Origin of the sequence: Burkholderia sp. Bp9031 (assembly GCF_003857965.1) — a bacterium.
Classification (GTDB): Bacteria; Pseudomonadota; Gammaproteobacteria; order Burkholderiales; family Burkholderiaceae; genus Burkholderia; species Burkholderia ambifaria_A.
Window position 1 is genome coordinate 21,286 of sequence record NZ_QTPW01000002.1, and the last position, 24,541, is coordinate 45,826.

Annotated in this window: 18 protein-coding genes; 9 read left to right on the forward strand and 9 right to left on the reverse strand. The window is 65.8% G+C overall.

Going from position 1 to position 24,541, the window contains the following annotated elements; genetic code table 11:
• Positions 1-9: 9 nt before the first annotated feature.
• A complete protein-coding gene (gene fdnG, locus DIE15_RS03285; protein ID WP_148095684.1) occupies positions 10-3,081 on the reverse strand; it encodes a formate dehydrogenase-N subunit alpha in 3,072 nt (1,023 codons plus the stop codon).
• 138 nt (positions 3,082-3,219) lie between these two features.
• Here fdnG and DIE15_RS03295 point away from each other — a divergent pair, with 138 nt between their 5' ends.
• From DIE15_RS03295 to DIE15_RS03310, 4 genes are all read left to right on the forward strand, one after another.
• On the forward strand, positions 3,220-4,152 hold the full coding sequence (locus DIE15_RS03295) for a YihY/virulence factor BrkB family protein (RefSeq protein ID WP_124832380.1): 933 nt from the start codon (positions 3,220-3,222) through the stop codon (positions 4,150-4,152).
• Between the two features lie 91 nt (positions 4,153-4,243).
• Entirely contained in the window at positions 4,244-4,486 is a 243-nt protein-coding gene (locus tag DIE15_RS03300) for a hypothetical protein (RefSeq protein ID WP_124832381.1), read from the forward strand.
• A gap of 85 nt (positions 4,487-4,571) precedes the next feature.
• The gene (locus tag DIE15_RS03305; RefSeq protein ID WP_057923918.1) at positions 4,572-5,729 is read left to right on the forward strand and encodes a porin; all 1,158 of its coding nucleotides are present in this window, start codon (positions 4,572-4,574) and stop codon (positions 5,727-5,729) included.
• Between the two features lie 371 nt (positions 5,730-6,100).
• Complete coding sequence (locus tag DIE15_RS03310; RefSeq protein ID WP_057923919.1) at positions 6,101-6,574, forward strand: VOC family protein; 474 nt, start codon at positions 6,101-6,103, stop codon at positions 6,572-6,574.
• Between the two features lie 137 nt (positions 6,575-6,711).
• Here DIE15_RS03310 and DIE15_RS03315 read toward each other — a convergent pair whose 3' ends face one another.
• Positions 6,712-7,515 carry an aminoglycoside adenylyltransferase family protein gene (locus DIE15_RS03315; protein ID WP_124832382.1) on the reverse strand — a complete coding sequence of 268 codons (804 nt, stop codon included), beginning with the start codon at positions 7,513-7,515 and terminating at the stop codon, positions 6,712-6,714.
• A gap of 256 nt (positions 7,516-7,771) precedes the next feature.
• On the reverse strand, positions 7,772-8,221 hold the full coding sequence (locus DIE15_RS03320) for an HU family DNA-binding protein (RefSeq protein WP_011548077.1): 450 nt from the start codon (positions 8,219-8,221) through the stop codon (positions 7,772-7,774).
• A gap of 258 nt (positions 8,222-8,479) precedes the next feature.
• On the opposite strand from DIE15_RS03320, the gene DIE15_RS03330 reads away from it, so the two are divergent.
• Positions 8,480-9,598, forward strand: coding sequence for an acyltransferase (locus tag DIE15_RS03330; protein ID WP_057923921.1), 1,119 nt, complete (start codon positions 8,480-8,482; stop codon positions 9,596-9,598).
• A 519-nt stretch (positions 9,599-10,117) separates the two neighbouring features.
• Here DIE15_RS03330 and galU read toward each other — a convergent pair.
• Positions 10,118-11,005, reverse strand: coding sequence for a UTP--glucose-1-phosphate uridylyltransferase GalU (galU, locus tag DIE15_RS03335; protein WP_011548079.1), 888 nt, complete (start codon positions 11,003-11,005; stop codon positions 10,118-10,120).
• Positions 11,006-11,234: 229 nt separating this feature from the next.
• On the reverse strand, positions 11,235-11,378 hold the full coding sequence (locus DIE15_RS36845; RefSeq protein ID WP_006479318.1) for a hypothetical protein: 144 nt from the start codon (positions 11,376-11,378) through the stop codon (positions 11,235-11,237).
• Positions 11,379-11,592: 214 nt separating this feature from the next.
• Here DIE15_RS36845 and DIE15_RS03340 point away from each other — a divergent pair, with 214 nt between their 5' ends.
• The gene (locus DIE15_RS03340) at positions 11,593-12,768 is read left to right on the forward strand and encodes an acyltransferase (protein ID WP_124832383.1); all 1,176 of its coding nucleotides are present in this window, start codon (positions 11,593-11,595) and stop codon (positions 12,766-12,768) included.
• Between the two features lie 513 nt (positions 12,769-13,281).
• Here the strand turns inward: DIE15_RS03340 and DIE15_RS03345 are convergent.
• The 3 genes from DIE15_RS03345 to DIE15_RS03355 are packed head-to-tail and all read right to left on the reverse strand — an operon-like array spanning position 13,282 to position 19,422.
• Positions 13,282-15,747 (reverse strand): glycosyltransferase family 4 protein, encoded by a 2,466-nt coding sequence (locus DIE15_RS03345; protein WP_185734356.1) that lies wholly within the window; start codon positions 15,745-15,747, stop codon positions 13,282-13,284.
• Positions 15,744-17,210, reverse strand: a complete 1,467-nt coding sequence (locus tag DIE15_RS03350) for a flippase (protein ID WP_057924139.1) — start codon at positions 17,208-17,210, stop codon at positions 15,744-15,746. The genes DIE15_RS03345 and DIE15_RS03350 overlap by 4 nt, the downstream gene beginning before the upstream one ends.
• 19 nt (positions 17,211-17,229) lie before the next feature.
• The gene (locus DIE15_RS03355) at positions 17,230-19,422 is read right to left on the reverse strand and encodes a hypothetical protein (RefSeq protein WP_185734371.1); all 2,193 of its coding nucleotides are present in this window, start codon (positions 19,420-19,422) and stop codon (positions 17,230-17,232) included.
• 492 nt (positions 19,423-19,914) lie between these two features.
• On the opposite strand from DIE15_RS03355, the gene DIE15_RS03360 reads away from it, so the two are divergent.
• The 3 genes from DIE15_RS03360 to DIE15_RS03370 are packed head-to-tail and all read left to right on the forward strand — an operon-like array spanning position 19,915 to position 23,016.
• Positions 19,915-20,979, forward strand: coding sequence for an acyltransferase (locus DIE15_RS03360; RefSeq protein ID WP_124832386.1), 1,065 nt, complete (start codon positions 19,915-19,917; stop codon positions 20,977-20,979).
• A 35-nt stretch (positions 20,980-21,014) separates the two neighbouring features.
• Positions 21,015-22,061: a GDP-mannose 4,6-dehydratase gene (gmd, locus tag DIE15_RS03365; protein WP_057923927.1), complete on the forward strand. Its 1,047-nt coding sequence runs from the start codon at positions 21,015-21,017 to the stop codon at positions 22,059-22,061.
• On the forward strand, positions 22,048-23,016 hold the full coding sequence (locus tag DIE15_RS03370; protein ID WP_057923928.1) for an NAD-dependent epimerase/dehydratase family protein: 969 nt from the start codon (positions 22,048-22,050) through the stop codon (positions 23,014-23,016). Before gmd ends, DIE15_RS03370 begins: the two co-directional genes overlap by 14 nt.
• A gap of 97 nt (positions 23,017-23,113) precedes the next feature.
• On the opposite strand, the gene DIE15_RS03375 is transcribed toward DIE15_RS03370, so the two are convergent.
• A complete protein-coding gene (locus tag DIE15_RS03375; protein ID WP_124832387.1) occupies positions 23,114-24,307 on the reverse strand; it encodes an O-succinylhomoserine sulfhydrylase in 1,194 nt (397 codons plus the stop codon).
• Between the last annotated feature and the right edge of the window lie 234 nt (positions 24,308-24,541).

Below are 24,541 nucleotides of genomic sequence, written 5' to 3' on the forward strand. Positions count from 1 at the left end.
TCTTCCCCCTTACGCCTTTTCGACCTTCACCAGGAACGACTTGAATTCCGGTGTGTACGAGTTGCCGTCGCCGACGGACGGAGTCAGGGTGTTGGCGAGATAGCCGGGCTTCGTCAGACCCTTGAAGCCCCAGTGCAACGGGACGCCGACCGTCTGGACCTTCTTGCCCTCGATCGTCAGCGGCTTGATCCGCTTCGTGACGAGGGCGACCGCGATGATGTAGCCGCGCTTGGACGACACCTTCACGCGCTCGCCATGCGCGACGCCGACTTCCTTCGCGAGGTCTTCGCCGATCTCGACGAATTGCTCGGGCTGGATGATCGAGTTCAGCCGCGCGTGCTTGGTCCAGTAGTGGAAATGCTCGGTCAGCCGGTACGTCGTCGCGACGTGCGGGAACTCCGACACCTTGCCGAACGACGCGCGGTCGTCCGGGAACACGCGGGCGGCCGGGTTGTTCAGCGCCTGCGGGTTGTCAGGGTGCAGCGGGTTCGCCGCAAGCGGCGTCTCGAACGGCTCGTAGTGCTCGGGGAACGGGCCTTCGTTCATCCCCGCGCGGGCGAAGAAGCGCGCGACGCCTTCCGGGTTCATGATGAACGGCCCCATCCCATTCTCCGGCGGTTCGTCCACCTTGAAATCCGGCACGTCGACGCCCTTCCACGCACTGCCGTTCCAGCCGACCAGCTTGCGGGTCGGGTCGAACGGCTTGCCGGCGACGTCGCACGATGCGCGGTTGTACAGGATCCGACGATTGGCCGGCCACGCCCACGCCCAATTCAGCGTCTGGCCGATGCCGGTCGGGTCGGAGTTGTCGCGCCGCCCCATCTGGTTGCCCGCCTGCGTCCACGCGCCGCAGAAGATCCAGCAGCCGCTCGCGGTCGTGCCGTCGTCCTTCAGTTGCGCGAACGCGGCGAGTTGCTCGCCCTTCTTCACGAGCGTCTTCGTCGGATCCTTCGGATCGGGCAGGTCGGCGAGCGCCTTCCCGTTGAACTCCATCGCGAGTTCTTCGGGCGTCGGGCTTTCCGGGTTCGCGTACGGCCACGTCAGGTTCACGATCGGATCCGGATACTTGCCGCCGTCCGTCTGGTACATCTTGCGCATGCGCAGGAACAGCCCCGACATGATCTCGAGATCGCTCCGCGCCTCGCCCGGCGGCTCCGCGCCCTTCCAGTGCCACTGCAGCACGCGGCTCGAACTGACGAGCGAACCGTTTTCCTCCGCGAAACACGTGGTCGGCAGCCGGAACACCTCGGTCTGGATCTTCGACGCATCGACATCGTTGAAGTCGCCGTGATGCTTCCAGAACTCGGACGTCTCGGTCGCGAGCGGATCCATGATCACGAGCCACTTCAGCTTCGCGAGGCCGGCTGCCGTCTTCACCTTCGACGGTGCCGCCGCGAGCGGGTTGAAGCCCTGGCAGATGTAGCCGTTCATCTTGCCGGCATTCATCAGCTCGATCGCCTGCAGCAGGTCGTACTGCTTGTCGAGCTTCGGCAGGTAGTCGTACGCCCAGTTGTTCTCGGCGGTCGCCGCGTCGCCCCACCACGACTTCATGAAGCTGACGTGGAAGGCCTTGTAGTTCTTCCAGTAGCTCAGTTGGTTCGGCCGCAGCGGCAGTTGCACGCGCTTCTTGATGTAGCCGTCGAAATCCTGTTCGGCCTGCATCGGCAGCGTCATGTAGCCCGGCAGCAGGTTCGACATCAGCCCGAGGTCGGTCAACCCCTGGATGTTCGAGTGGCCGCGCAGCGCGTTCATCCCGCCGCCGGCGATGCCGATGTTGCCGAGCAGCAGTTGCACCATCGCGCCGGTGCGGATCATCTGCGCGCCGACCGAGTGGTGCGTCCAGCCGAGCGCGTACAGGATCGTGCCGGCGCGGCCGGGAACGGCGGTGGTCGCGAGCATCTCGCACACCTTCAGGAATTTCTCCTTCGGCGTGCCGCACGTCTGCTGGACAATGTCCGGCGTATAGCGCGCGTAGTGCTGCTTCAGCAGGTTGTACACGCAACGCGGATGCTGCAGCGTCGGGTCGACCTTCACGAAGCCGTCGTCGCCGCGCTCGTAGTCCCAGCTCGATTTGTCCGGGTACGCGTGCTTCTCGGCGTCGTAGCCGGAATAAATGCCGTCGTTGAACGCGAAATCCTCGCGCACGATGAACGAGAAGTCCGTGTAGTTCTTCACGTACTCATGCTGGATCTTGTCGTTCGTCAGCAGATAGTTGATGACGCCGCCCAGGAAGACGATGTCGGTGCCGGTGCGGATCGGCGCGTAGTAGTCGGCCACCGAGGCCGTACGCGTGAAGCGCGGGTCGACGACAATCAGCCGCGCCTTGCGGTGCGCCTTCGCCTCCGTTACCCACTTGAAACCGCACGGATGGGCCTCGGCTGCGTTGCCGCCCATCACGAGAATCACGTCCGCGTTCTTGATGTCGACCCAATGGTTCGTCATCGCTCCACGGCCAAACGTCGGGGCAAGACCTGCCACCGTCGGGCCATGTCAGACACGCGCCTGATTGTCGAATGCGAGCATCCCGAGGCTGCGGACAGCCTTGTGCGTCAGGTAGCCGACTTCGTTGCTGCCCGCCGACGCGGCCAGCATGCCGGTGGTCAGCCAGCGGTTGACCTTGGCGCCGTCTTCCGCCGTCTCGACGAAGTTCGCGTCGCGGTCGGCCTTCATCAGCTTCGCGATCCGGTCGAGCGCATCGCCCCATGAGATACGCTCCCACTTGTCCGAGCCCGGCGCCCGGTATTCGGGATGCGTCAGGCGGTTCGGGCTGTGGATGAAGTCGATCAGGCTCGCGCCCTTCGGGCACAGCGTGCCGCGATTGACGGGATGGTCGGGATCGCCTTCGATATGGATGATGCTCGGCTGCGCATTCTTCGCACCGTCGCCGAGGCTGTACATCAGGATGCCGCAACCCACTGAACAATAAGGACAGGTGTTGCGCGTTTCGACTGTGCGCGCCAGCTTGTACTGTCGGACTTCGGCGAGCGCTTCCGTCGGAGAAAAGCCCATCAGGGCAAGACTCGATCCGGCAAGCGACGTGGCCGTCACCTTCAGGAACTGGCGCCGGGACATTTGTAGCATGATGGTCTCGGCTGCTTGTGGGGTGAGGTGAAACTGAAAGGATTATAGACAGCCAGCGCAACTATGATGAAATCTTCTGATCAATACTGATTTGCCCGATCCACCGATATCCCGCGATCGGCACGCAACCGAACCGTCATGAAACGACAGATCACGTCCGAAGCTACCCGTCTCGCGCAACAACAGGCCAACTGGGCACTCAACGCGTTCAAGCGTTTCTCCTCCGACCGATGCTCGGCGATGGCCGCGAGCATCGCGTTCTTCTCGGCGTTCTCGCTCGCGCCGACGCTCGTGATGGTGATCGCCGTGGCCGGCTGGTTCTACGGCGACGACGCCGCGCGCGGCCAGGTGTTCGAGCAGGCACACCAGCTGATCGGCGACGACGCAGCGGCCAGCATCCAGACGATCGTGCAGAACGCGCATCGCGCGGGCGAGCGCGGCGGCATCGCGACGCTGATCTCGTTCGCCGCGCTCGCACTCGGCGCATCGGCGACGTTCGCGTCGCTGAACACGGCGCTGAGCGTGATCTGGCCGAGCACGGAAAACCGCTGGTCGAGCATGCTCGGGCTCGTGCGCGTGCGGCTGATTTCGTTCGGGCTCGTGCTCGGCGTCGCGTTCCTGCTGATCGTGTCGCTCGTGCTCGACACCGCGATCACGTTCATCGGCACGTGGCTGCTCGGCAATTCACCGTACGTCGTGATCACCAACCTGCTGCAGTTCTTCGTCGGCATCGCGGTGCTCGCAGGCGCGTTCGCCGCGCTGATGAAGTTCCTGCCGGACGCGCGCGTCGCATGGCACGACGCGGTGATCGGCGGGATCGTGTCCGCGATCCTGTTCTCCGGCGGCAAGAAGCTGTTCGCGCTGTATCTCGCGCACGCGGGCACGGCAAGTGCGTTCGGCGCGGCCGGATCGTTCGCGGTCCTGCTGATGTGGCTGTACTTCTCGGCGGCCGTGCTGCTGCTCGGCGCGGAATTCGCGGCTGCGCGCGGCGATGCACATCGCCGCACCGGCAACGTTGCAGCCGTGTCCGCGCAGACGGATCACGCCGCCGATCGCGCACGCGACAGCTGATTGCCTCGCGCGGCCGCGCATTGCGCGTGCCGCATCGTCGTCCTACGCGACCGCGCTTCTTTTCGCAACCACCCCGCCCCGTCTCGCGTTCATGCGTGGTGATGCTTTGCTTGCATCACCACGCGATGCAAGCCGCAACGGCAAACGTTTGCCATCGTCGATTTCCGTGCTCCAACCGGCGAAATCCGCCCTTCTGTTGCCAAACACCACAACCACCGCAACAATCGCAGCGCAGCAATTGTCAACTATTTCAAAAACAGGAACAGTTCTTGATGTGCTTGATCTATATGAACTTTTTCTCGCTGTTACCTTTTCGAGACACTTTATTTTTTAAGCTTTCTTGCCTGTATGGCACTGAGCTATTCTCCATTCCGCAACAAATAACGAATGACGAATCATTTGCGTGGAGATACTCAACGATGAAGAAACTCGCTCTCTCGACCCTCTCGCTCGCCCTGCTGGGCGCCGCCGGTGCTGCTCACGCTCAGTCGAGCGTGACGCTGTACGGCGTGATCGACACGTCGATCGCATGGGTTCACGGCAACGACGGCCAGGCCAACAACTCGTGGCAAATGCTGTCGGGCAACCTGCAAGGCAGCCGTTGGGGCCTGAAAGGCGCTGAAGACCTCGGCGGTGGCCTGAAGGCGATCTTCCAGTTGGAAAACGGTTTTGATCCGGGCACGGGTCACCTGAACCAAGGTGGTCGCATGTTCGGTCGCCAGGCATACGTCGGCCTCCAGAGCAACCAGTACGGTACGCTGACGCTCGGCCGCCAGTACGACCCGCTGGTCGACCTGGTCCAGGCAGTCACGGCTGACAACTACTTCGGCAGCGTGATGGCCACGCCGGGCGACGTCGACAACAACGACAACTCGCTGCGCGTCAGCAACGCAATCAAGTACACGTCGCCGGTCTGGGCAGGCTTCCAGGTCGAAGGCATGTACGCCCTCGGCGGCGTCGCAGGCAAGACGGGCTCGGGCCAGACGTGGTCGGTCGCAGCTGCATACAACAACGGCCCGGTCGGCGTTGCAGCAGGCTACTTCTACGCAGCCAACCCGTCGCCGACGACGGCTGTCGGCCGCGCAGGCTGGGGTTCGACGACGTCCGACGCGATCTTCGACGGCCCGATCAACTCGGGTTACGACACGGCGAAGTCGATCGCCATCGCGCAAGTCGCAGGCCAGTACGCAATCGGCCCGGTGACGGTCGGTCTCGGCTACAGCAACGCACAGTACAAGCCGGACGCATTCTCGGGCTTCGGTTCGACCGAAAAGTACAACACGGGCCGCGCGTTCGTGACGTACCAGGTCACGCCGCCGCTGCTGCTGGGCCTCGGCTATTCGTACACGAAGGCAAGCGGCGACACGGCCGCGAAGTACCATCAGGTCGGTGTCGGCGCGGACTACTCGCTGTCGAAGCGCACGGACCTCTACCTGGTTGGCGCATACCAGCACGCAAGCGGCACGCAGCTCGTCGACGGCGTGCAGCAAACCGCGCAAGCGTCGATCGCTTCGTACGGCTTCGCTGGCAAGAGCTCGGCCGAAATGGTCGCGGTCGGTATCCGCCACAAGTTCTAAGAAGTACGTTTCCGGTGTGCATGGCGTCTTCGACGCCATGCCGCCGAACTGCAAAACCAGTCATCGGCTTCGGCCATGGCTGGTTTTTTTTCGTCCGTTGCCGGCGGCGGCCGCCAGCGCCGTGGCGGACGACGACCGCGCCGGGACTCTCAGATACGGCAGTCGGCCGGGAGCGGCGCCTGAGCCGCCTATCGCGCGCAGAAAGCACGTTTGCAGGCATGTCGGGCGCCTCGCCCTGTCGATGAATCCGGCGCCCCTCCCATGTGAAGCACGTATGCTTCGACATGTCGATTTCGACGCCCCTCGTCCGTCGTATCGATGGCGGCATGCAGATTGCCCCTCCCTCACCGACAGCTGACAGGAGACGCTCCATGACGATTCAGAAGATCACGCCGTTCCTCTGGTACTCGACGGAAGCCGAAGAAGCCGCAGCCTTCTATGCGGGCATTTTCCCGAACTCGCGCGTCGTGCGCGTCACGGCGGTGTCCGGCACCAACGGCACCCGGATGGTCGAGTTCGAACTGTTCGGGCAGCCGTTCATCGCGATGAGCCACCCGCGCACCGAGACGTTCAACCACGCGATCTCGCTGATGATCAGTTGCGCCGACCAGGCCGAACTCGACCGTTACTGGAGCGCGCTGCTCGACAACGGCGGCACGGCCGACGGCTGCGGCTGGCTGCGGGACCGCTACGGCGTGTCGTGGCAGATCGTTCCGGACGCACTGATCCCGATGATGGCCGACCGCGACGAGGTCAAGGCGGCGCGGGTGGCCGCGGCCATGATGCAGATGACGAAGTTCGACGTCGCCGCGCTGAAGGCCGCGTACGACGGCACGGCGGGCTGACGAAGCCACGGCGGCACGTCCTTCGCGGGGCGCCGCGGCACGTTCGTGGCGCGCGTGCAGTCCACGCATGACCGCATCCATCGACGGGATTGCGTCGCGCCACTACGCAACCGCGGGCGGCGACCGTTCGCGCGCCGCTACGCCGACAGCATCGCTTCGACGATTCGTCGCGCGTAGCGCACGAACGCGGCGACCGGTTCGCCGGAGAGCAGCGCATCGTCGCCGTCACCGCGCAGATAGACGGTACGCGCAGCCGACAGGACGGGTTGGTACGCGTCGGGCAGGCGCGCCATTACCCACGTCGCGGCGACGTCCTTCGGCGCGATCCTGCCGGTCGCGGCGCTGTACCAGATGCGTGCGAGCGCCAGCACGACGTTGCATTCGTCGCCGCGCCAGTCCGGCTCGGCATGCCACTGCGCAACGGCGGCCAAAAGCGCGGCGACGAAATCGCGCGCGGACACCGGCTCGAACCACTCGGTCGCGCGCGGCCCGAGCAGCGCAACGTCGTGCGGCCGCACCTTCGTCAACAGAATCGCCAGATCGTGATCGATGCATGGCGGCTCGACGATGCCCACGCGCAAATCGCCGCGCAGCCATTCGCCGAACTGCAGCGCGCGCCGGGTCGGATGACACCATGGAACCACGTCGCCGCGCACGACGACCGTCACTTCCAGCGCGCGCATGTGCGCCGCGCTCCCCGGCGGCGCCGACACGTCGAGCAAGTCGAGCAAGTCGAGCATCAGCGCACGCCGCACCGCGTCGCCCGGCAATGCGGCAACCGTCACCAGCAGGTCGATATCGCTGCGCGGTTTCAGCCCGCCGTCGAGCGCCGAGCCGAACAGATGCATCGCCTGCAGCGTTGCGCCGAGATGCCGTTCGATCACGGCGCACGCGGCGCTCACCTGGTCGGCGATCTCGCCGGGAACGATCGCTGCGTTCATGACACGAGACCCACGCGACGAATGCGCGACGCGCTGCGTTGCAAGGTCTCGCGCCGGATCGAACGCGGCGACCCGGCCGTTCGCACGTTTGGCCCGCGACACCGGATGCGCATCACATCATGCCGCCTGCTCGCTGCACAACATCGTCGCCGCGCGATTTGCGCAGCGCAATAAAAATCCCCGTACGCTTTCGCGTACGGGGATCGTCGGACATCGCAACGGTCGCCGACTTGCATTCGGCAACCGTTGCGCGGCATTACGCAGCCGCGTCCTTCAGCTTCTTCAGCGCACGTGCCTTCACGCGCACGCTGGCCGGCTTTGCCGGGAACCAGCGCTCTTCGCCCGTGAACGGATCCTTGCCGAAGCGCTTCTTCTTCGCCGGCACGACTTGTGCCGTGATCTTCAGCAGACCCGGCAGCGTGAACTCGCCTGCGCCCTTCTTGTGAACCGAGCCCAGCACGACGTTCTCGAGTGCGACGAGCACTGCCTTGACCGCCTTCACTTCGACAGCTGCACGCTCAGCGATGTGCGTTGCGAGCGATGCCTTCGTGAACTTGTCCTTCAGCGGCGTCGGAGCGGCCGGTGCTGCCTTCGCGACAGCTTTCTTGGCCACTACTTTCTTCGCGGGCGCAGCCTTTTTGGCAGCCACTTTCTTGGTGGCCGGTGCGGCAGCCTTCTTGGCCACCTTTTTTGCGGAAGTCGCCATGTTTCTCCTACCAGGTGTGGTCGTTGGATACACGAAGCGTGCAACGCGCGCGCTTCAACGCCGGATTCTACAAGCGCCGTGACGCTTCGTGCAGTACTTTTATGCGTTTTCGCGGGGTTTCCCGCAGGTTTTGTTGCGCACGACCGACTTCACCGACGCGCGAGCATCGAAAAACGCCTTTACGTATACGTCCGAACGCGAATTACGTTCGATATTTGCGCACCTATACTGACCTCGCTCAGTGCCCCGGATGCCTCCATGCGCGAAGTCAGATACGTCAAAGGACTCGACGGCCTGCGAGCCATCGCCGTCATCCTCGTTTTCCTGTCCCACAAGGGCCACGTCCTCGCTGTCGACGTGGGCAAGCTCGGTGTGTGGACGTTTTTCTTCATCAGCGGATTCCTGATCGTCGGCGAGCTGCATCGCAACCGTCAGGCGATCGAGCGCGGCACGATGACGCGCCGTCACGCGCTGGCGCTGTTCCTCGCGAAGCGCGCGCTGCGGATCTTTCCCGTCTACTACCTGCTGCTCGCCGCGCTCGCGATCGCGCACGCGCTGTTCTACCAGCGCGGCGTCAATCTCGGGCTCGCGTGGCACGCCGCGTTCCTGTCGAACTACTGGATCGGCGTCGTCAAGGACGGCTGGCCGGGCTCCACGTCGCACTTCTGGAGCCTCGCGGTTGAGCAGCAGTTCTATCTGATTGCACCGCTCACGCTGCTAGCGGTGCCGGCCGCACGCCACGTCGCGCTCGGCGTCGCGGCCGTCGCGCTGTGCGCGCTCGCGCATCTCGTGCTCTACGCGGCCGACGCATCGCCGGTGCTGATCTACGCGTTTTCCCCGTGGAACTTCGCACTGATCGCGCTGGGCGGCGTCGGTGCGATGGCGCTGGCCGATCGCGGCCCGGCCGTCGTCCGCCGCATTCCGCCCGGCTGGCTCGGCGCCGCCGGCGTCGTGTTCTTCCTCGCGCTGCCCGCGTTCACGACGCTGCCGGACGTCGTCACGGGGCTCGCGGATCTCGGGTTGTCCGCGTCGCTCGGCACGCTGATGCTGTGGATCGTCACCGAGCCCGACCATCCGGCCGTGGCGCTGCTCGACTGGGCACCGCTCGTCTATCTCGGCACGATCAGCTACGGCTTCTACCTGTTCCACAACCTGATTCCCGCACGTTTCGGCGAGATGCCCGCGCTGTTCGCGCACGTGCCGATGCCCGGAATCGTGCGCGAAGCGCTGCCCGAACTGCTGCAGTTCGCACTTGCCGTGCTGCTTGCGCATCTGTCGTGGCGCTATCTGGAAAGACGCCTGCTCGACTTCAAGAAGCCGATCGCCGCGATGCTGGCGCGGTACTTCGTCGCGCGGCCGAGCACGTCCCCGCGCTGAGCGGAACATCGGCACGGGCGCGACGCCACCGAACAACGTGCGCTGGCGCCGGCAATCCCGGTGCCGAAACGACGCGGCCGCCGGCCTCGTTCGTCCATCGGAAACACGCATCGCGTCGGCGGACGAACGTGCGGCTGCGGCATCGTGGCGCCGCGTCGACGTCCATTGCGAATCGACACGCTGACCAGGCATCGACGGCGGCTATCGCAACCGCAACCGCAACCGCAACCGCAACCGTCGTTCATCGTGCCGCACGCAACCGGCACGCCGGCACCGGTTTCATCGCCACGGTGCCAGGCATCCCGCGCACCGCGTTGATGCACCTGAAAACCGCATCACCGCGTGGTGGCCTGCCCGATTCGCCGCGCACGTACCGGCTCGATCCCGCCGGATGCAACGCCGTTGATCACCCGGCGTCCCGCGCCGCGGCTTCGACCACACGCAAAAAAGCCCCGGCGCACAAGGCAGCCGGGGCCAACGGAACAACCACCACCTGAAACAGCGGAGCAGCGCGTCTGCTTATGCGACAGCAGCCAGCGCGGGCAGGCAGGTACGCAGGTACGCCTCGAATTCGCGACTCACTTCCGGATGCTGGAGCGCGAGCTCGACGGTCGCCTTGAGATAGCCGATCTTGCTGCCGCAATCGAAACGCGTGCCGTAGTAGCGATACGCGAGCACCTGCTCATTCGCGAGCAGCGACTGGACCGCGTCGGTCAGCTGCAGTTCGCCGCCGGCACCCGGCTTGAGCTTGCGCAGGTGATCGAAGATCGTCGGCATGAACACGTAGCGGCCGACCACGCCGAGATTCGACGGCGCGTCTTCCGGCGCCGGCTTCTCGATGATGCCCGACAGCTTGATGATGTCCTCTTCCCACTCGCGGCCTTCGACGACGCCATACGAGCGGCTGTCCTCGCGCGGGATCGTCTCGACCCCGATCACCGAGCTGTGATAGTGGTCGAACACGTCGACGAGCTGCTTGAGCACCGGCTGTTCGCCGTGCAGCAGGTCGTCGGCGAGGATCACCGCGAACGGCTCGCCGTGCACGAGCTTCTCCGCGCACAGCACCGCATGGCCAAGGCCGAGCGCTTCCGGCTGGCGCACGTAGAAGCAGTTCACGTGGCTCGGCTTGATGCCGCGCACGAGCTCGAGCAGCTTTTCCTTGCCGCGCGCCTCGAGTTCGGCCTCGATCTCGTACGACTTGTCGAAGTGATCCTCGATCGCGCGCTTGCTGCGCCCGGTCACGAAGATCATCTCGGTGATACCGGCGTTGATCGCTTCCTCGACCGCGTACTGGATCAGCGGCTTGTCGACGACGGGCAGCATTTCCTTCGGGCTCGCCTTCGTTGCCGGGAGGAACCGCGTGCCGAGACCGGCAACGGGGAACACGGCCTTGGTGACTTTCAACATGTTCGCATCCTGATTGCGTTGACTGCGCCGCGTCGTCCTGCGACCCGGCGCGATTGTTTTCCGAACGGCATATCGAGAATCGACGGTACGGCCAATTCCACTCCGCTCATTTTTCGATATGGACCGATTGCCCATGTTTCCGGAAAATAGATAATCCGCGAAACCGGTCGATATTGCCGAGCCGATTACCGAAACAGAAACAAATTACCGATTTTCCAGATACAAATTCTTACGATTCGAATTCCTCGATATACGGGACGCCGCCCCGTTCGAGACCCGGGCGAATCGGCTCGTTCTTCAGCGCCTCGCGGTACGCCGACAGCACGGCCATGACCAGCAGTACTGCCGCGCTCGCGATCCAATGCATGTCCATCTTGCCGCTCCTTGCATCAATCAACTGGAAGCCTCAAGCTATCAGAAAAAAATCGGCAAATAATTTCGGTACCTGCGAAACCGCTTTCACGCCGGAATAAAACCACTATCTGAAATATCATTATTTCGCGGTCAGATTTTTTTATTCATTCGATCGAATTCTTGCGCATTACGATTGGACCATCCCCTTCATCCGTCGCAAGGAATCGAATCGCATGCAAGCTTTCAGCGGATCGTCTTTGACCGCGCCGCCCGTCGCCGACCACAAGGAACACGTGATCGACGCGATGCGCGGGTTCGCGGCGCTGCTCGTCGCCTATTTCCATTGCCGCCAGGTCGTCTGGGTCGGCATGCAGAGCTTCCATCGCGCTTACGGTCATGCGCTCGACCCGAGCGCGATCGTCGGCTATCTGACCTTCCCGTTCGCGTGGGGGTCTGCGGGCGTGCCGATCTTCTTCGTGATCAGCGGCTATTGCATCCACCGCAACGCGGCGCTCAAGCTTGCGGCCAACCCCGCGTACCGGCTCGACGCGCCGAACTTCTGGGCGCGCCGCTTTGCCCGCATCTACCCGGTGCTGCTCGCTGCGCTGCTGTTCACGCTCGCGATGGACGCGGTCAGCCTGCAGATCGCGCCCGTCAGCCACAAGATCCGCGATGTCGGCCTCACCGCGTTCCTCGTGAACCTGTTCTCGCTGCAGGGCGTCGCCGGCTACACGTACGGGTCGAACGGCGCACTGTGGACGCTGTCGCTCGAAGTGCAGTTCTATGCGGTCTACCCGCTGCTGTTCGCGTTGCGCCGGCGCATCGGGATGCCGGCGATCGTCGCGGCCGTCGCGCTCGTCAACGTCGCGTCGGCCTGGCTGCTCGAACGGCACGATCTGCAGTTCTTCACGTCGTACTGGCTGTCCTGGACGATCGGCGCGTGGATCGCCGACGTGCGCGCGCAGCCGGCGCGCGACCCGGCCGCCGTGCCGTCGCGCGCGTGGTACCTCGCGGCCGCCGTGCTGCTGGCCGCGGGCTGCGGCGCGTTCCATTTCGGCCAGTACGGCGCGTTCCAGCTGTGGGCGGCCGGCTTCGCGTGCTTCCTGTACCGTGCGCTCGCCTGCCCGCCGCGCCCGACGCCGCTGCTGCGCGTGCTCGGCTGGTTCGGCGACTTCAGCTATTCGCTGTACCTCGTCCACCTGCCGCTGTTCGTCTGCCTCGGCTCGGTGCTGTTCCATTCCGAGCTGCAACTGTCGATCTGGCCGTCGTTCGCGTTCATGGCCGCCGCGATTCCGGTCGCCTACGTGTTCTACCGGCTGTTCGAACGCCCCGCGATGATGTGGTCGGCGAGCCTGAAACCGACGCGCACCGCTCGCGTCGTCGCACCGGCACCCGAACGGGCTGTCTGAGCGGCACCGTTCCCGCGCTCCCTGCCCCCGCCCGGCGTCACGCTGCGCGGGGGCATTTTCATGGGCGGGACGGGCGCGGGGATCCGTTTGCGTGCCGCGAGGCGGCAGGCACCCGGTACGGCAGCAGGCAAGTCGGGCGTAGCGGCCGTCCCGGCGGCGGCTCTATCGTCGGCATCGCCCGCCCCCTCGCCAGCTCACGGCATGACCGCACGGCTCCGCTCATGGCGTTCCGTCGAGCAATTCCGGCCCGGTCGGCGGCCACGCTTCGTGCTTCGTGCTTCGTGCTTCGTGCTTCGTGCTTCGTGCTTCGTGCTTCGTGCTTCGTGCTTCGTGCTTCGTGCGCCGTGCTCCGTGCTCCGTGCTCCGTGCCCCAACGCATCATCGGCCCATCCAGACGCCCCTCGCCCGACCGCGCGACTTGGCGCCCGCCCATCCAAAAGCAAAGCCCTCATGCAGCACAACACCGCATGAGGGCTCGTTTCCCGGCGCATGGCGCGTCGGTTCGCGCCGCGCCTACCGTTTCTTCACCTTTGCAGCCTTCGCCGTATCCGCGAGGATCTTCTCGACCCGCTCCACATAGGTTTCGGTGCCGAACCGGCGCACCGCGGTCGCCCGCCCGCTCGCGACGAGCCGCTCGCGCAGCGCCGCGTCGTGCTTCAACCTGCCCAGCGCATCGGCCAGCGCGGCCGCGTCGCCCGGCTCGCAGAGCAGCCCGTTGTCACCGTCCTCGATGATCTCGACGACCCCGCCCGCGCGGGCCGCAACCACCGGCCGCCGCGCGAGCATCCCCTCGACGATCACCCGCCCGAACGGCTCGGGCGTGATCGACGTATGCGCGACCACGTCGACCGCCTTCATGCACGCTGCCACGTCGCGCTGGAACCCGAGGAAATGGACTCGGTCGTCCATCCCGTGACGCGCAACGATCTCGTGCAGCTGCGCCGCGTATTCATCCTCGCCGAACAGCGGCGCGCCGACCAGCACCACGTGCATGTCCGGATGGCGTGCCGCTGCCTCCAGCAGCAGGTGCTGCCCCTTCCAGTGCGCGAGGCGGCTGAACGACCCGACCAGCCATCCCTGCTCGGGCAACCCGAAGCGCGCGCGCAGCGCGGCCTGGCTGGCATTGTCCAGCGCGTCGAACGGTTCGGCCGAAATGCCGTTGAACACGACGTCGACGTGCTGCGGCGTGAAGCCCGTCAGCGCGCGGAACGCCTGCGCGGATGCATCCGAGTTCGCGATCACGCGCGTGACGCCGAACCGCGCGCAGTACTTGATCGCCATCAGCTGCTTGCTGCCGAAGTGGTCGCCGCTGACGATGTCGCGCAGGTGCCAGACCACCGGCTTGCGCGCGAGCCGCCCGGCCAGCGCCGCGACCACCATCGCACGCTGCGTATTCGCGTAGATCACCTCGGCGCGGCGTGCACGCCGTGCGACGTCGCGCACCATGCCAACGAGCCGCTTCAATGCGCCGGCCGACACGCCGCCCTGCTTGCGCACGCCGGCGAGCTCGCCCTGGTCGAGCACGTCGACGCGCGCGCCGATCTCGTCGAGCGCCGCGCGAAACGGGCCGTCGTCGAACAGCAGCACGTCGGCGTTCGCACGCATGTGCTTCATGATTTCCAGCAGCGACAGTTCCGCGCCGCCGAGCACGCCGCTCTGGTCCAGCACGAGCGTCGCCGGGCCGCGCGCGGCCGGCATCGGCGCGACGGCCGTGCCGCGCTGCGCGGTCGAGCCGGGCAGTGCCGCCTCCACATAGTCGAGAAAGCGCCGCCGGAACGTGTCGGCGGAGAAGCGCTCCGCGTTCGCGCGGCACGCGTGCGGCGTGAAGCGCTGCGGCGCGCGCTCGAAATCGTCGACCGCCGCGACGATCGCGTGCGGCGTCTGTTCTTCGAAGAACAGCCCGGTCGGGTTCGCGTGCGAGTGCGGCTCGAGCACGGTCTCGAGCGCGCCGCCCTTGCCGTACGCGATCACGGGCGTGCCGCACGCCTGCGCCTCGACCACCGAAATCCCGAAATCCTCCTCGGCCGCAAACACGAACGCCTTAGCGCGGCGCATCCGGTCGTGCAGCACCGCAAACGGCTGGTAGCCCATGATCTCGACGTTCGGGCCGGCCTTCGCGCGGATCTTCTGCATCTCCGGGCCGTCGCCGATCACGACGAGCTTGCGCTCCGGCGTGCGCGAGAACGCCTCGACGATCAGGTCGATCTTCTTGTACGGCACCATCCGCGACGCGGTCAGGTAGAAATCGTCCTTCATCTCGTTCAGCGAGAAGCCGTCCACGTCGACCGGCGGGAAGATCACCGCCGCGTCGCGGTGATACACCTTGCGGATGCGTCGCGCGATGAACGCGGAGTTCGCGACGAAGCCGTCCACCGCGTTCGCGGTGCGCGTGTCCCAGTTGCGGATGTAGTGCAGGATCATCCGCGCGAGCAACGATTTCGGCCCGTGCGTGAGGTTCGACTGTTCCAGATACTGGTGTTGCAGGTCCCATGCATAGCGGATCGGCGAATGCACGTAGCTGATGTGCATCTGGTCCGGCCCCGTCAGCACGCCTTTCGCAACGGCATGGCTGCTGGAGATCACGAGGTCGTAGTCCGACACGTCGAGCTGCTCGATCGCGAGCGGCATCAGCGGCAGGTAGCTGCGGTACTTGGTGCGCGCGAACGGCAGTTTCTGGATGAACGAGGTCGTCACCGGCTTGCCGCGTACGAACGCGCGATCGTCGAGAAAATCGACGAGGCTGAACAGGTCCGCGTCGGGAAAGCACGCGACGATCTGTTCGAGCACGCGCTCGGCGCCCGCGTACGTGACAAGCCAGTCGTGGACGATCGCCACGCGCAGCGGGCGCGCCGCATCGCGCGCACCCGCCTGCCCGGCCGATTCGGTCCGGCGCAGCGCGGCGGCGGCGTCGGCTTCGGCCACGGCGGCATCGGCCGTGGCGATGTTCAGGATGGCGTGTTCCGCCAGATCGCGATTCATATCGTTTTCCTCGCATTGAGACGGACGAACAGGTCGCGCACGAGCGCGCGCAGTCCCGGCGTCATCGTGAGCGACCACGCAAGGTTCAGCACCAGCACGACCGCACAAAGGCCGATCGACTCGCCGAGCCCCGACCACGCTTGCGCGAGAAACAGGCTCGCGAGCAGGAAGGCGAGATGCGCGAGCATGTCGAGCACGATCGCGCGCATCCGGATCGCCGACAGGTAAAGCAGCACGCCGTAGTCGACCAGCGCGCGCGTCGCGACGACCACGGCCGCGCCGATCAGCCCGAAGTGATGGATGCCGAACCACAGGCCGCCGACGAAGAACGGCATCTCGATGAGCCCGGCGAACGCCGCGCGGGCCGGGTTGACCTGCGACTGGATCAGGATCCGCGTGACGCTCGCCTGGCCGACGAGCCACACGCTGATCACCAGCACGCGGCCGACCGGCGCCGAATGCGCGGCGAGATCGGGGCCGACCCACAGCGTGAGGAACGGCGCGAGCGCGAAGATCGCGACGATGCCGACCGGCGTGAACACGCCGTTCAGGAATTCGAGCGACTGGCGCGCGAGCGTATCCGCGTGATCGCGGCCGACCGCCGACAGGCGCGGGAACAGCGTGCGCACCAGCGCGTTCGGCAGCATGTTCAGGCGCGTGACGAGGTTCTGCGGCACCGTGTAGTAGGTGACGAACTTCGCGCCCATGCCGGCGCCGAGCATCACGCGATCGAGCGTGTCGGCGATCATGCTCGCCGTGCTCGCGATCAGCATCCAGCCGCCGAAGTTGAACAGCCCTTTCGCGGTGCCCCATTGCGGCGGGTCGATGTGCCGGATCCCGAGCACCTTGATGCTCGCGTGACCGAGCATCACCGCCGCGATCAGCCGCGCGACGACCGCCGCGGCCAGCACCGTCTGCAGGTTCGGCGCGATCCACCACGCGGCGCCAAGCGGCAGCAGCTGGAACAGGAACGTGCCGATCGTCTGGTTCGTGTTGAACACGCCGAACCGTTCGGCGCCGTTGATCGCGCCGGCGAACACCCACGACACGTTCGCGAGCGGAATCGCGAGCGCGAGCCACGGCAGCGCGAGATACACCTCGTGCTGCATCGCCGCCGACACCTTCGTGAAATACGCGGTGTAGACGAACGCGCCGAAATAGATCAGCAGGCCGCCTGCGATGCCGGTGCCGAGGTTCAGCCAGAACGCGCTCCAGAAGACACGCGCGCTTTCGTCCGCGTCGCCGCTCGCGAGCGCCTTCGAGATGTGGTTCTGCGCGGCCATGCTCATCCCGAGATCGAGGATCCCGAAATAGCCGATCAGCGTCCACACGAGACTGACGACACCGTAGCGTTCGACGCCCAGCGCGTGGATATACGCGGGCACCGTGACCAGCGACACGAAGGTCGGCAGGATTAGCCCGATGAAGTTGATCGAAACGTTCTTGAGTATGCCTTTGTCCATGCTTTTGCCCATGGGCCTGTTACGGTTTCCAGCGGTACATGAGCACCTTGCCGCGTGCGTCTTCCTCGACGAACACCAGGTATTCGCCGTTCTCGCGCCGGAACGCGCTGATGCCGAACGGCACGTCGACCCAGCCCGACGCCTTGCCGACCTCCGCGCCCGGGCTCATTACGCCGACTTCCTTGCCGGATTCCTTGTCGTACACGTGGATCTTGCCGACCGGCTCCACCGTGAAGATGTAGCGGCCCTCGACCGTGATCCCGATGAGGTCGAGGATCGGCTTCGCGTCGAGCTGCCACGGCAGCGCGACCTTGTAGCGGACCACCGGCGAGCCGGTCGACCACTTGTCGAAGCGCACCAGCACGCGTCCGACTTCCTTGTTGATGCCCGGCTGCGGAGGCGCGTCGGCCGTGTAGCCCGTCACGTACAGCGTGTCCGTCTGCGGTTCGTAGATCGCGCGGCGCAGCTGCGTGAACGGCTGCGGCATCGGATAGGTCGTGACCTTGTCGTACGAGTAGATCGGGTTGCCGGCCTTGTCGACGCCGCCGTAGCCGAAGCGATGGATCCCGCGCACGTCGCTCGTGCGCCAGATGTCCCCCTTCGTGTCGACCCACCAGCCCCAGCCGCCCGCTTTTGCCTTGCCGGTCGTGTTGATCGTGAATTCGTCCGCGTCGAGCCGGCCGTTGCCGTTCGCGTCGCGCCAGATCCAGTCGCCGCCTGGCGGCTTGTTCGGCACCTTGTCGACCGGCCGCGCGCGGCCCGCGATCAGGCCCGACGGAATCGCGACCTCGCCGTCGCGCTTCGCGTCGAAGCGGTAGATCTTCAGGTGATCGGCGTACATGTCGGTCAGGTACAGGAACGTGCGGCCGTCGACACGCCGCGCGAACGGCATGCCGGGATACTGGTCCGTGTGGAACACGGGATCGTCCGGATACTTGAAGCGGTTCGACAGGAAGCCGGCGTATTTCCAGTCCTGGCCGGGCGGCTTCGACAGGTCGAGCTCGAAGCGCTTGTTGCCCGTGTACACGCTGTTCGGCCGCGCGGGGTCGAGCCATGCGCCGTCGACGAACAAGAGCCCCTGCACCTGCCAGCGCAGCTTGCCGTCCGGCGTATAGCTCTCGAGCACCGCGCCAAGCCCCGCGCCGATCGTGTCGTGACGCGGTCCGATGCCGTTCATCGACACGTACACGTTGCCCGCGCGATCGACGCCCACGCCCGTCAGCCCGTTGAAGCGCTGCGGCCCGGGGCGGCCCGGCACCGGACCCGCGAAAATGCCGCCGCGCTCGCCGAGCGTGCCGGACGGCGCATAGCCCTTGCCGCCTTTCGAGAAGATCAGCACCTGCTGGCGCGGACCGTTGTCCGCCACCAGCACGCGTCCTTTCGCATCGACTGCCACGTCCACCGCTTCGGTGCCGTCGGGCAACGCGGGCGCGTCGTCGAGCTTGCGGCCGTCAGCGCGCACGTGCACGAGATGCGCGGGCCCGTTGATCGTATCGATGAGCAGCCACAGCGTGCCGTCGCCGGCGAGCGCGATGCGGCCCGGCTCGTGCGCATTCCACGTGCCCTTCTTCTGCATCGTCTCGGCGTCGTACACGTCGACTTCGTCATGCGCCGGATTCGTCGCGAACAGCGTCTTGTCGTCGGCCGCGAGGCCGCCCACTTCCGCCTTCAGCGCGCCCACCTCCGACCGCGCGGGCGCTGCCACCTCGTTCATCATCATGAAGCTCGCGGCCATCCGCGCACGGCCGGCATCGGCACGCCCGCCGGGCGCGACCTGCGGCGCCGCGCGAAACGGCGCCGGCTGCTTCATGTCGCCGATCGTGCGCCGCGAGATGCCGTACCACTGCTTGCCCTTGTCCGGCCAGATGCCGGGCGACTGCAGATGGCCGCGCTCGTTGCCGACGCCGATCGCGACGTACGCATATTTGCTGTTCACCGCGACCGCGTTGCCGCCGAGGTTGCCCCAGCCGTGCGTGCCGCCGGCGAAGCCGAGCATCTTCCCGTCCTGGTAGACGCTCGCCTCGGCGCCGCTCTCGTCCCACGGCGCGTTCGTATACACCTTGCCGTCGGGCGTCACCGCGATCGCGCGGATGTCGATCTGCGTCCAGCTGCCGTCGCCATAGCCGAACGTGTTGCCAATCCACGATGTGGTCGCGGGCAACACGGTTTCAGCCAGAGCGGCGCTCGCGGACAGCGCCGCGCATACCGTCATGCCAACCAGAATCAGACGTCGCAAATGCGCTCTCCAGACTCGATGCGGAAGCGACCTGCACCGCGGCGTGCTGCCTGCCCGGGTGACCTGTCGCGTGTGGGTTTCAAACGTCGCGAGGCAGGTTACAAGCAAAAATAATCACAAGAAATTTGGAAATATTTGGGGATGTTTCTGCTTGAAATATCGAACCGGAACAGCAGAAAATAGGTCGGGCGAAGCGGAAATAACGACCACTTTTCACGCGACGATCCGTAGAAAATGCCGCTCCGGCCCGCCCGACGGGCATCTGGCCTGCAAACCTTTCATGTCGTGATTGAAACGACCGGCATTTGAATGTTTTCAGCCGGATAAATGACATGCGTTTTTTTGCCGATTTCTTTTCCCTAGAATCGATTTCGACTCAATATTTCCCTTTAAACGCATGCATTACGTTCACGCATCGGATGCGCGGCGCGCCACGGCATCGGCCGTGCGTCGCGAAGGAGCGGCGCGATGACGGGCATCTCGCGCACCGCCGACCTCGCCCCGCCGCAACACGGCCGCATCGTGCAGCTCGACGGGCTGCGCGCGATCGCCGTCGGCGCCGTGTTCCTGCAGCACGCGCTGAAGGCGCCGCTGTGGATGGGTGTCGACCTGTTCTTCGTGCTCAGCGGCCTGCTGATCACCGGCATCCTGCTCGATCGCAAGGCGCGCGGGCAGTCGTACTTCAGCCACTTCTACGCGCGCCGCGTGCGCCGGATCCTGCCGCCGTACGTGCTGCTGCTCGTCGTGTCGACGCTGCTGTTCGGCGCGAGCTGGCTGCCGCACTGGCCGTGGTTCGCGTTCTTCTCGACCAACATCGGGCTGTCGCTCGGCAGCATCGGTCACGACAGCCTGAACGTGCTGTGGTCGCTCGCCGTCGAGGAGCAGTTCTACATCTTCTGGCCGTTCGTCGTGCTGTGGTGCTCGGAGCGCGTGCTGCTGTGGGTCGCCGCCGCGCTGATCGTCGCCGCGCCCGTGCTGCGCGCGATCGCGACGCCGTGGTTCGATTCGTTCTGGCCGATCTACTACCTGACGCCGTTCCGGATGGACCTGCTCGCCGCGGGCGCGCTGCTCGCGATCGTGCTGCGCCGCGACCGGCGCGCGCTCGAGCCGTTCTATCCGCTCGCGATCGTCGGCGCGCTCGTGTCGCTCGCGATCCTCGGCTGGCTGCACCTGTCGTTCCCGCGCTTCCGCGCGGCGAACACGCCGCTGTCGAATGCCGCGCTCTACAGCATCTCGCTGCTGCTGTGCACGTCGATCGTCGTGATCGCACTGCGCGGACGCGGCCTCGTGCAGCGCGTGCTGACGAACCCGCTGCTCGTGTACGTCGGCACCGTCAGCTACACCGTCTACCTGATTCACCTGAGCGTGCTGTACGCGCTGTGGCCGTTGCACCTGAACCGCTTCGTCACGGCCGCGCTCGCACTCGCCATCACGCTCGTGTACGCCACCCTGAGCTGGTACGGCTTCGAGCGGCGCCTGACACGCGGCCCCGCACGCAGCACGGTGCCCGCCGCCGCGCGCACGACCGCCTGACTTTCTCAATCCATCGTTTCGACCAGGACATTGCCATGAGCCAAAACCGCAAGAAGGCCATCATCACGGGGATCACGGGGCAGGACGGCGCCTACCTGACCAAGCTGCTGCTCGACAAGGGCTACGAGGTCACGGGCACCTACCGCCGCACCAGCTCGGTGAACTTCTGGCGCATCGCCGAACTCGGCGTCGACACGCACCCGAACCTGTCGCTCGTCGAGCACGACCTGACGGATGCCGGCTCCAGCCTGCGGCTGCTCGAACGCACCCAGCCCGACGAGCTGTACAACCTGGCCGCGCAGAGCTTCGTCGGCGTGTCGTTCGACCAGCCGGCGACGACCGCCGAAGTCACGGGCATCGGCCCGCTGAACCTGCTCGAGGCGATCCGCGTCGTGAGCCCGAAGACGCGCTTCTACCAGGCGTCGACGTCCGAGATGTTCGGCAAGGTGCAGGCGATCCCGCAGACGGAAACGACCGCGTTCTACCCGCGCAGCCCGTACGGCGTCGCGAAGCTGTACGCGCACTGGATGACCGTGAACTACCGCGAGTCCTACGACCTGTTCGGCTGCAGCGGCATCCTGTTCAACCACGAGTCGCCACTGCGCGGCCGCGAGTTCGTCACGCGCAAGATCACCGACACCGTCGCGAAGATCAAGCTCGGCAAGGCGACCAAGCTCGAGCTCGGCAACCTCGACGCGAAGCGCGACTGGGGCTTCGCGCTCGAATACGTCGAAGGGATGTGGCGGATGCTGCAGGTCGACGAGCCCGACACCTACGTGCTCGCGACCAACCGCACCGAGACCGTGCGCGACTTCGTGCGGATGGCGTTCGCGGCCGCCGGCTACCAGATCGAGTGGACCGGCAAGGGCGAGCAGGAACGCGGCCTCGATGCGTCGACCGGCAACGTGCTCGTCGAAGTGAACCCGAAGTTCTACCGCCCCGCCGAAGTCGACCTGCTGATCGGCTGCGCCGACAAGGCCAAATCCAAGCTGGGCTGGGCGCCGGAGACGACGCTCGAACAGCTCTGCCAGATGATGGTCGAAGCGGATCTGACGCGGAATCGACACCATGACACGTACTGAAGCCGGACGTCCGTCGCGCCGTGCATTCGTCACGGGCCTGACGGGCTTCACCGGCCGCTACATGGCGCAGCGCCTCGAAGCGGCCGGCTACGACGTGTGGGGCACCATCGCACCCGGCGCGGCGCGGCCGGACGATCCGGCGTTCGCGAACTGCACGCTGCTGCCGGTCGACCTGCTCGACACGAACGCGATGCGTGCGGCAGCCGCCGATGCGCGGCCCGATGCGGTCGTGCATCTCGCCGCGCGCGCACATGTCGCGCAGGACGAACCGTCGCAAACCTACGCGGTCAACATCGTCGGCACGCGCAACCTGCTGGCTGCACTCGCGGGCCTCGATCGCCGGCCGTCGGCGGTACTGCTCGCCAGCAGCGCGAACATCTACGGCAACTCGACGGCCGGCGTGCTCGACGAGACCGTCGCGCCCGCGCCCGCGAACGACTACGCGGTCAGCAAGCTCGCAATGGAATACGCGGCGAAACTGTGGGCCGACCGGCTGCCGATCGTGATCGCGCGGCCGTTCAACTACACCGGCGTCGGCCAGGACGACGCGTATCTGCTGCCGAAGCTCGTGTCGCACTATGCGCGCAACGCGCCGCGCATCTCGCTCGGCAATCTCGACGTGAGCCGCGACTTCTCCGACGTCCGCGACGTGACGGCCGCCTACCTGAAGCTGCTCGAAGCGGCACCGGCCGGCGAGACGTTCAACGTCTGCTCGGAGCGCGCGTATTCGCTGAAGGAAGTGCTCGCGATGCTGTCGCGGATCGCCGGCTACGTGATCGACGTGACGATCGATCCGCGCTTCGTGCGGCACAACGAAGTAAAGAGCCTGAGCGGGTCGCGCGACAAGCTGCGGCGCGCGGTGGGCGAACTGCCCGTGACGCCGCTCGACGACACGCTGCGCTGGATGATGGAAGCAATGCGCGCGTCGCCGGAGCGGCTCGCGCAGGCCGGCTGATTCCGGCAACGCGCGTTCGTTGCCCGCCAAAAGACGACGGGCCGCCCGGTCGAGCGGCCCGTCGTCATGTCGGCCGTGAAAAAACCAGCCGCCGTGCTCAGCCCTCGAGGCCGCGCGCGAGATCGTTGCGCAGGTCGCCCGCGTTTTCCAGGCCGACCGCGAGGCGGATCAGCCCTTCGGTGATCCCCGCGGCCGCACGCGCTTCCGGCGTGATGCGCGCGTGCGTCGTCGTCGCCGGATGCGTGATCGTCGTGCGCGTGTCGCCAAGGTTGCCGGTGATCGAGATCAGCTTCGTGCTGTCGATCATGCGCCACGCGTTCGCGCGCTGCTGCTCGGGCGTGTCACCCTTCAGCTCGAACGACACGATCGCGCCGCCCGCCTTCTGCTGGCGCTTCGCGAGCGCATGCTGCGGATGCGATTCGAGCCCCGGATAGAACACACGGGCGACGGCCGGATGCGAATCCAGCCAGCGCGCGATCTCCAGTGCGTTCGCCGACTGCTTCTCGACGCGCAGCGACAGCGTCTCCATCCCCTTCAGCAGCACCCACGCGTTGAACGCCGACAGCGTCGGGCCCGCGCTGCGCACGAACGGGAACACCTTGCCCATGATGAACTCCTTCGAGCCGACCAGCGCGCCGCCAAGCACGCGACCCTGGCCGTCGAGGAACTTCGTCGCCGAGTGCATCACGACGTCGGCGCCGAGCTTCAGCGGCTGCTGCAGCACCGGGCTGCAGAAACAGTTGTCGACGACGAACAGCGCGTTCGCGGCCTTCGCGATCTTGCCGATCGCCTCGATGTCGGCGAGTTCGGTCAGCGGGTTCGACGGCGTTTCGAGGAAGAACATCTTCGTTTCGGGCCGCACCGCTTCCTGCCACGCGTTCAGGTCGGTCGGATCGACGAAGGTCGTCGTGATGCCGAACTTGCTGAAGATCTGCGAGAACATCCCGAGCGTCGAGCCGAACAGGCTGCGCGAGCTGACGAGGTGATCGCCCGCCTGCAGTGCCGACATCACGACCGACATGATCGCGGCCATGCCCGACGCCGTCGCGATACAGGCCTCGCCGCCTTCGAGCGCGGCGAGACGATCCTGGAACATGGTAACGGTCGGGTTCGTGAAGCGCGAATAGGTGAAATAGTCTTCCGAATTCGCAAAGCGCTCGGCTGCCTCGGCCGCGCTCGTGAAGCAGAAGCTCGACGTGAGGAACAGCGCTTCCGAATGCTCGTTGAAGTCGCTGCTGCGCAGCGTGCCCGCGCGCACGGCGAGCGTGTCGAAATTGAGGGAGTCGTCCATGTTCCGTTTTCCGTATTCGAGGGCCGCGCCGAGGATCATGCATCGGGCGCGCACCCAGCCACAAATCAGGCCAAAACAAAAAGCCCGCTATGCGTCGGCATCAGCGGGCTTCGGTGCGGTACGACAGCGATCGACTCGGGCCGGCTGTCGCCGGCCTTCGCTTTAGCTGTTTTGGGAAGTCGCCCCGCGTCCGCAAGCTGAATCAAATCGACGCAAGGCCACATCCTATCACGC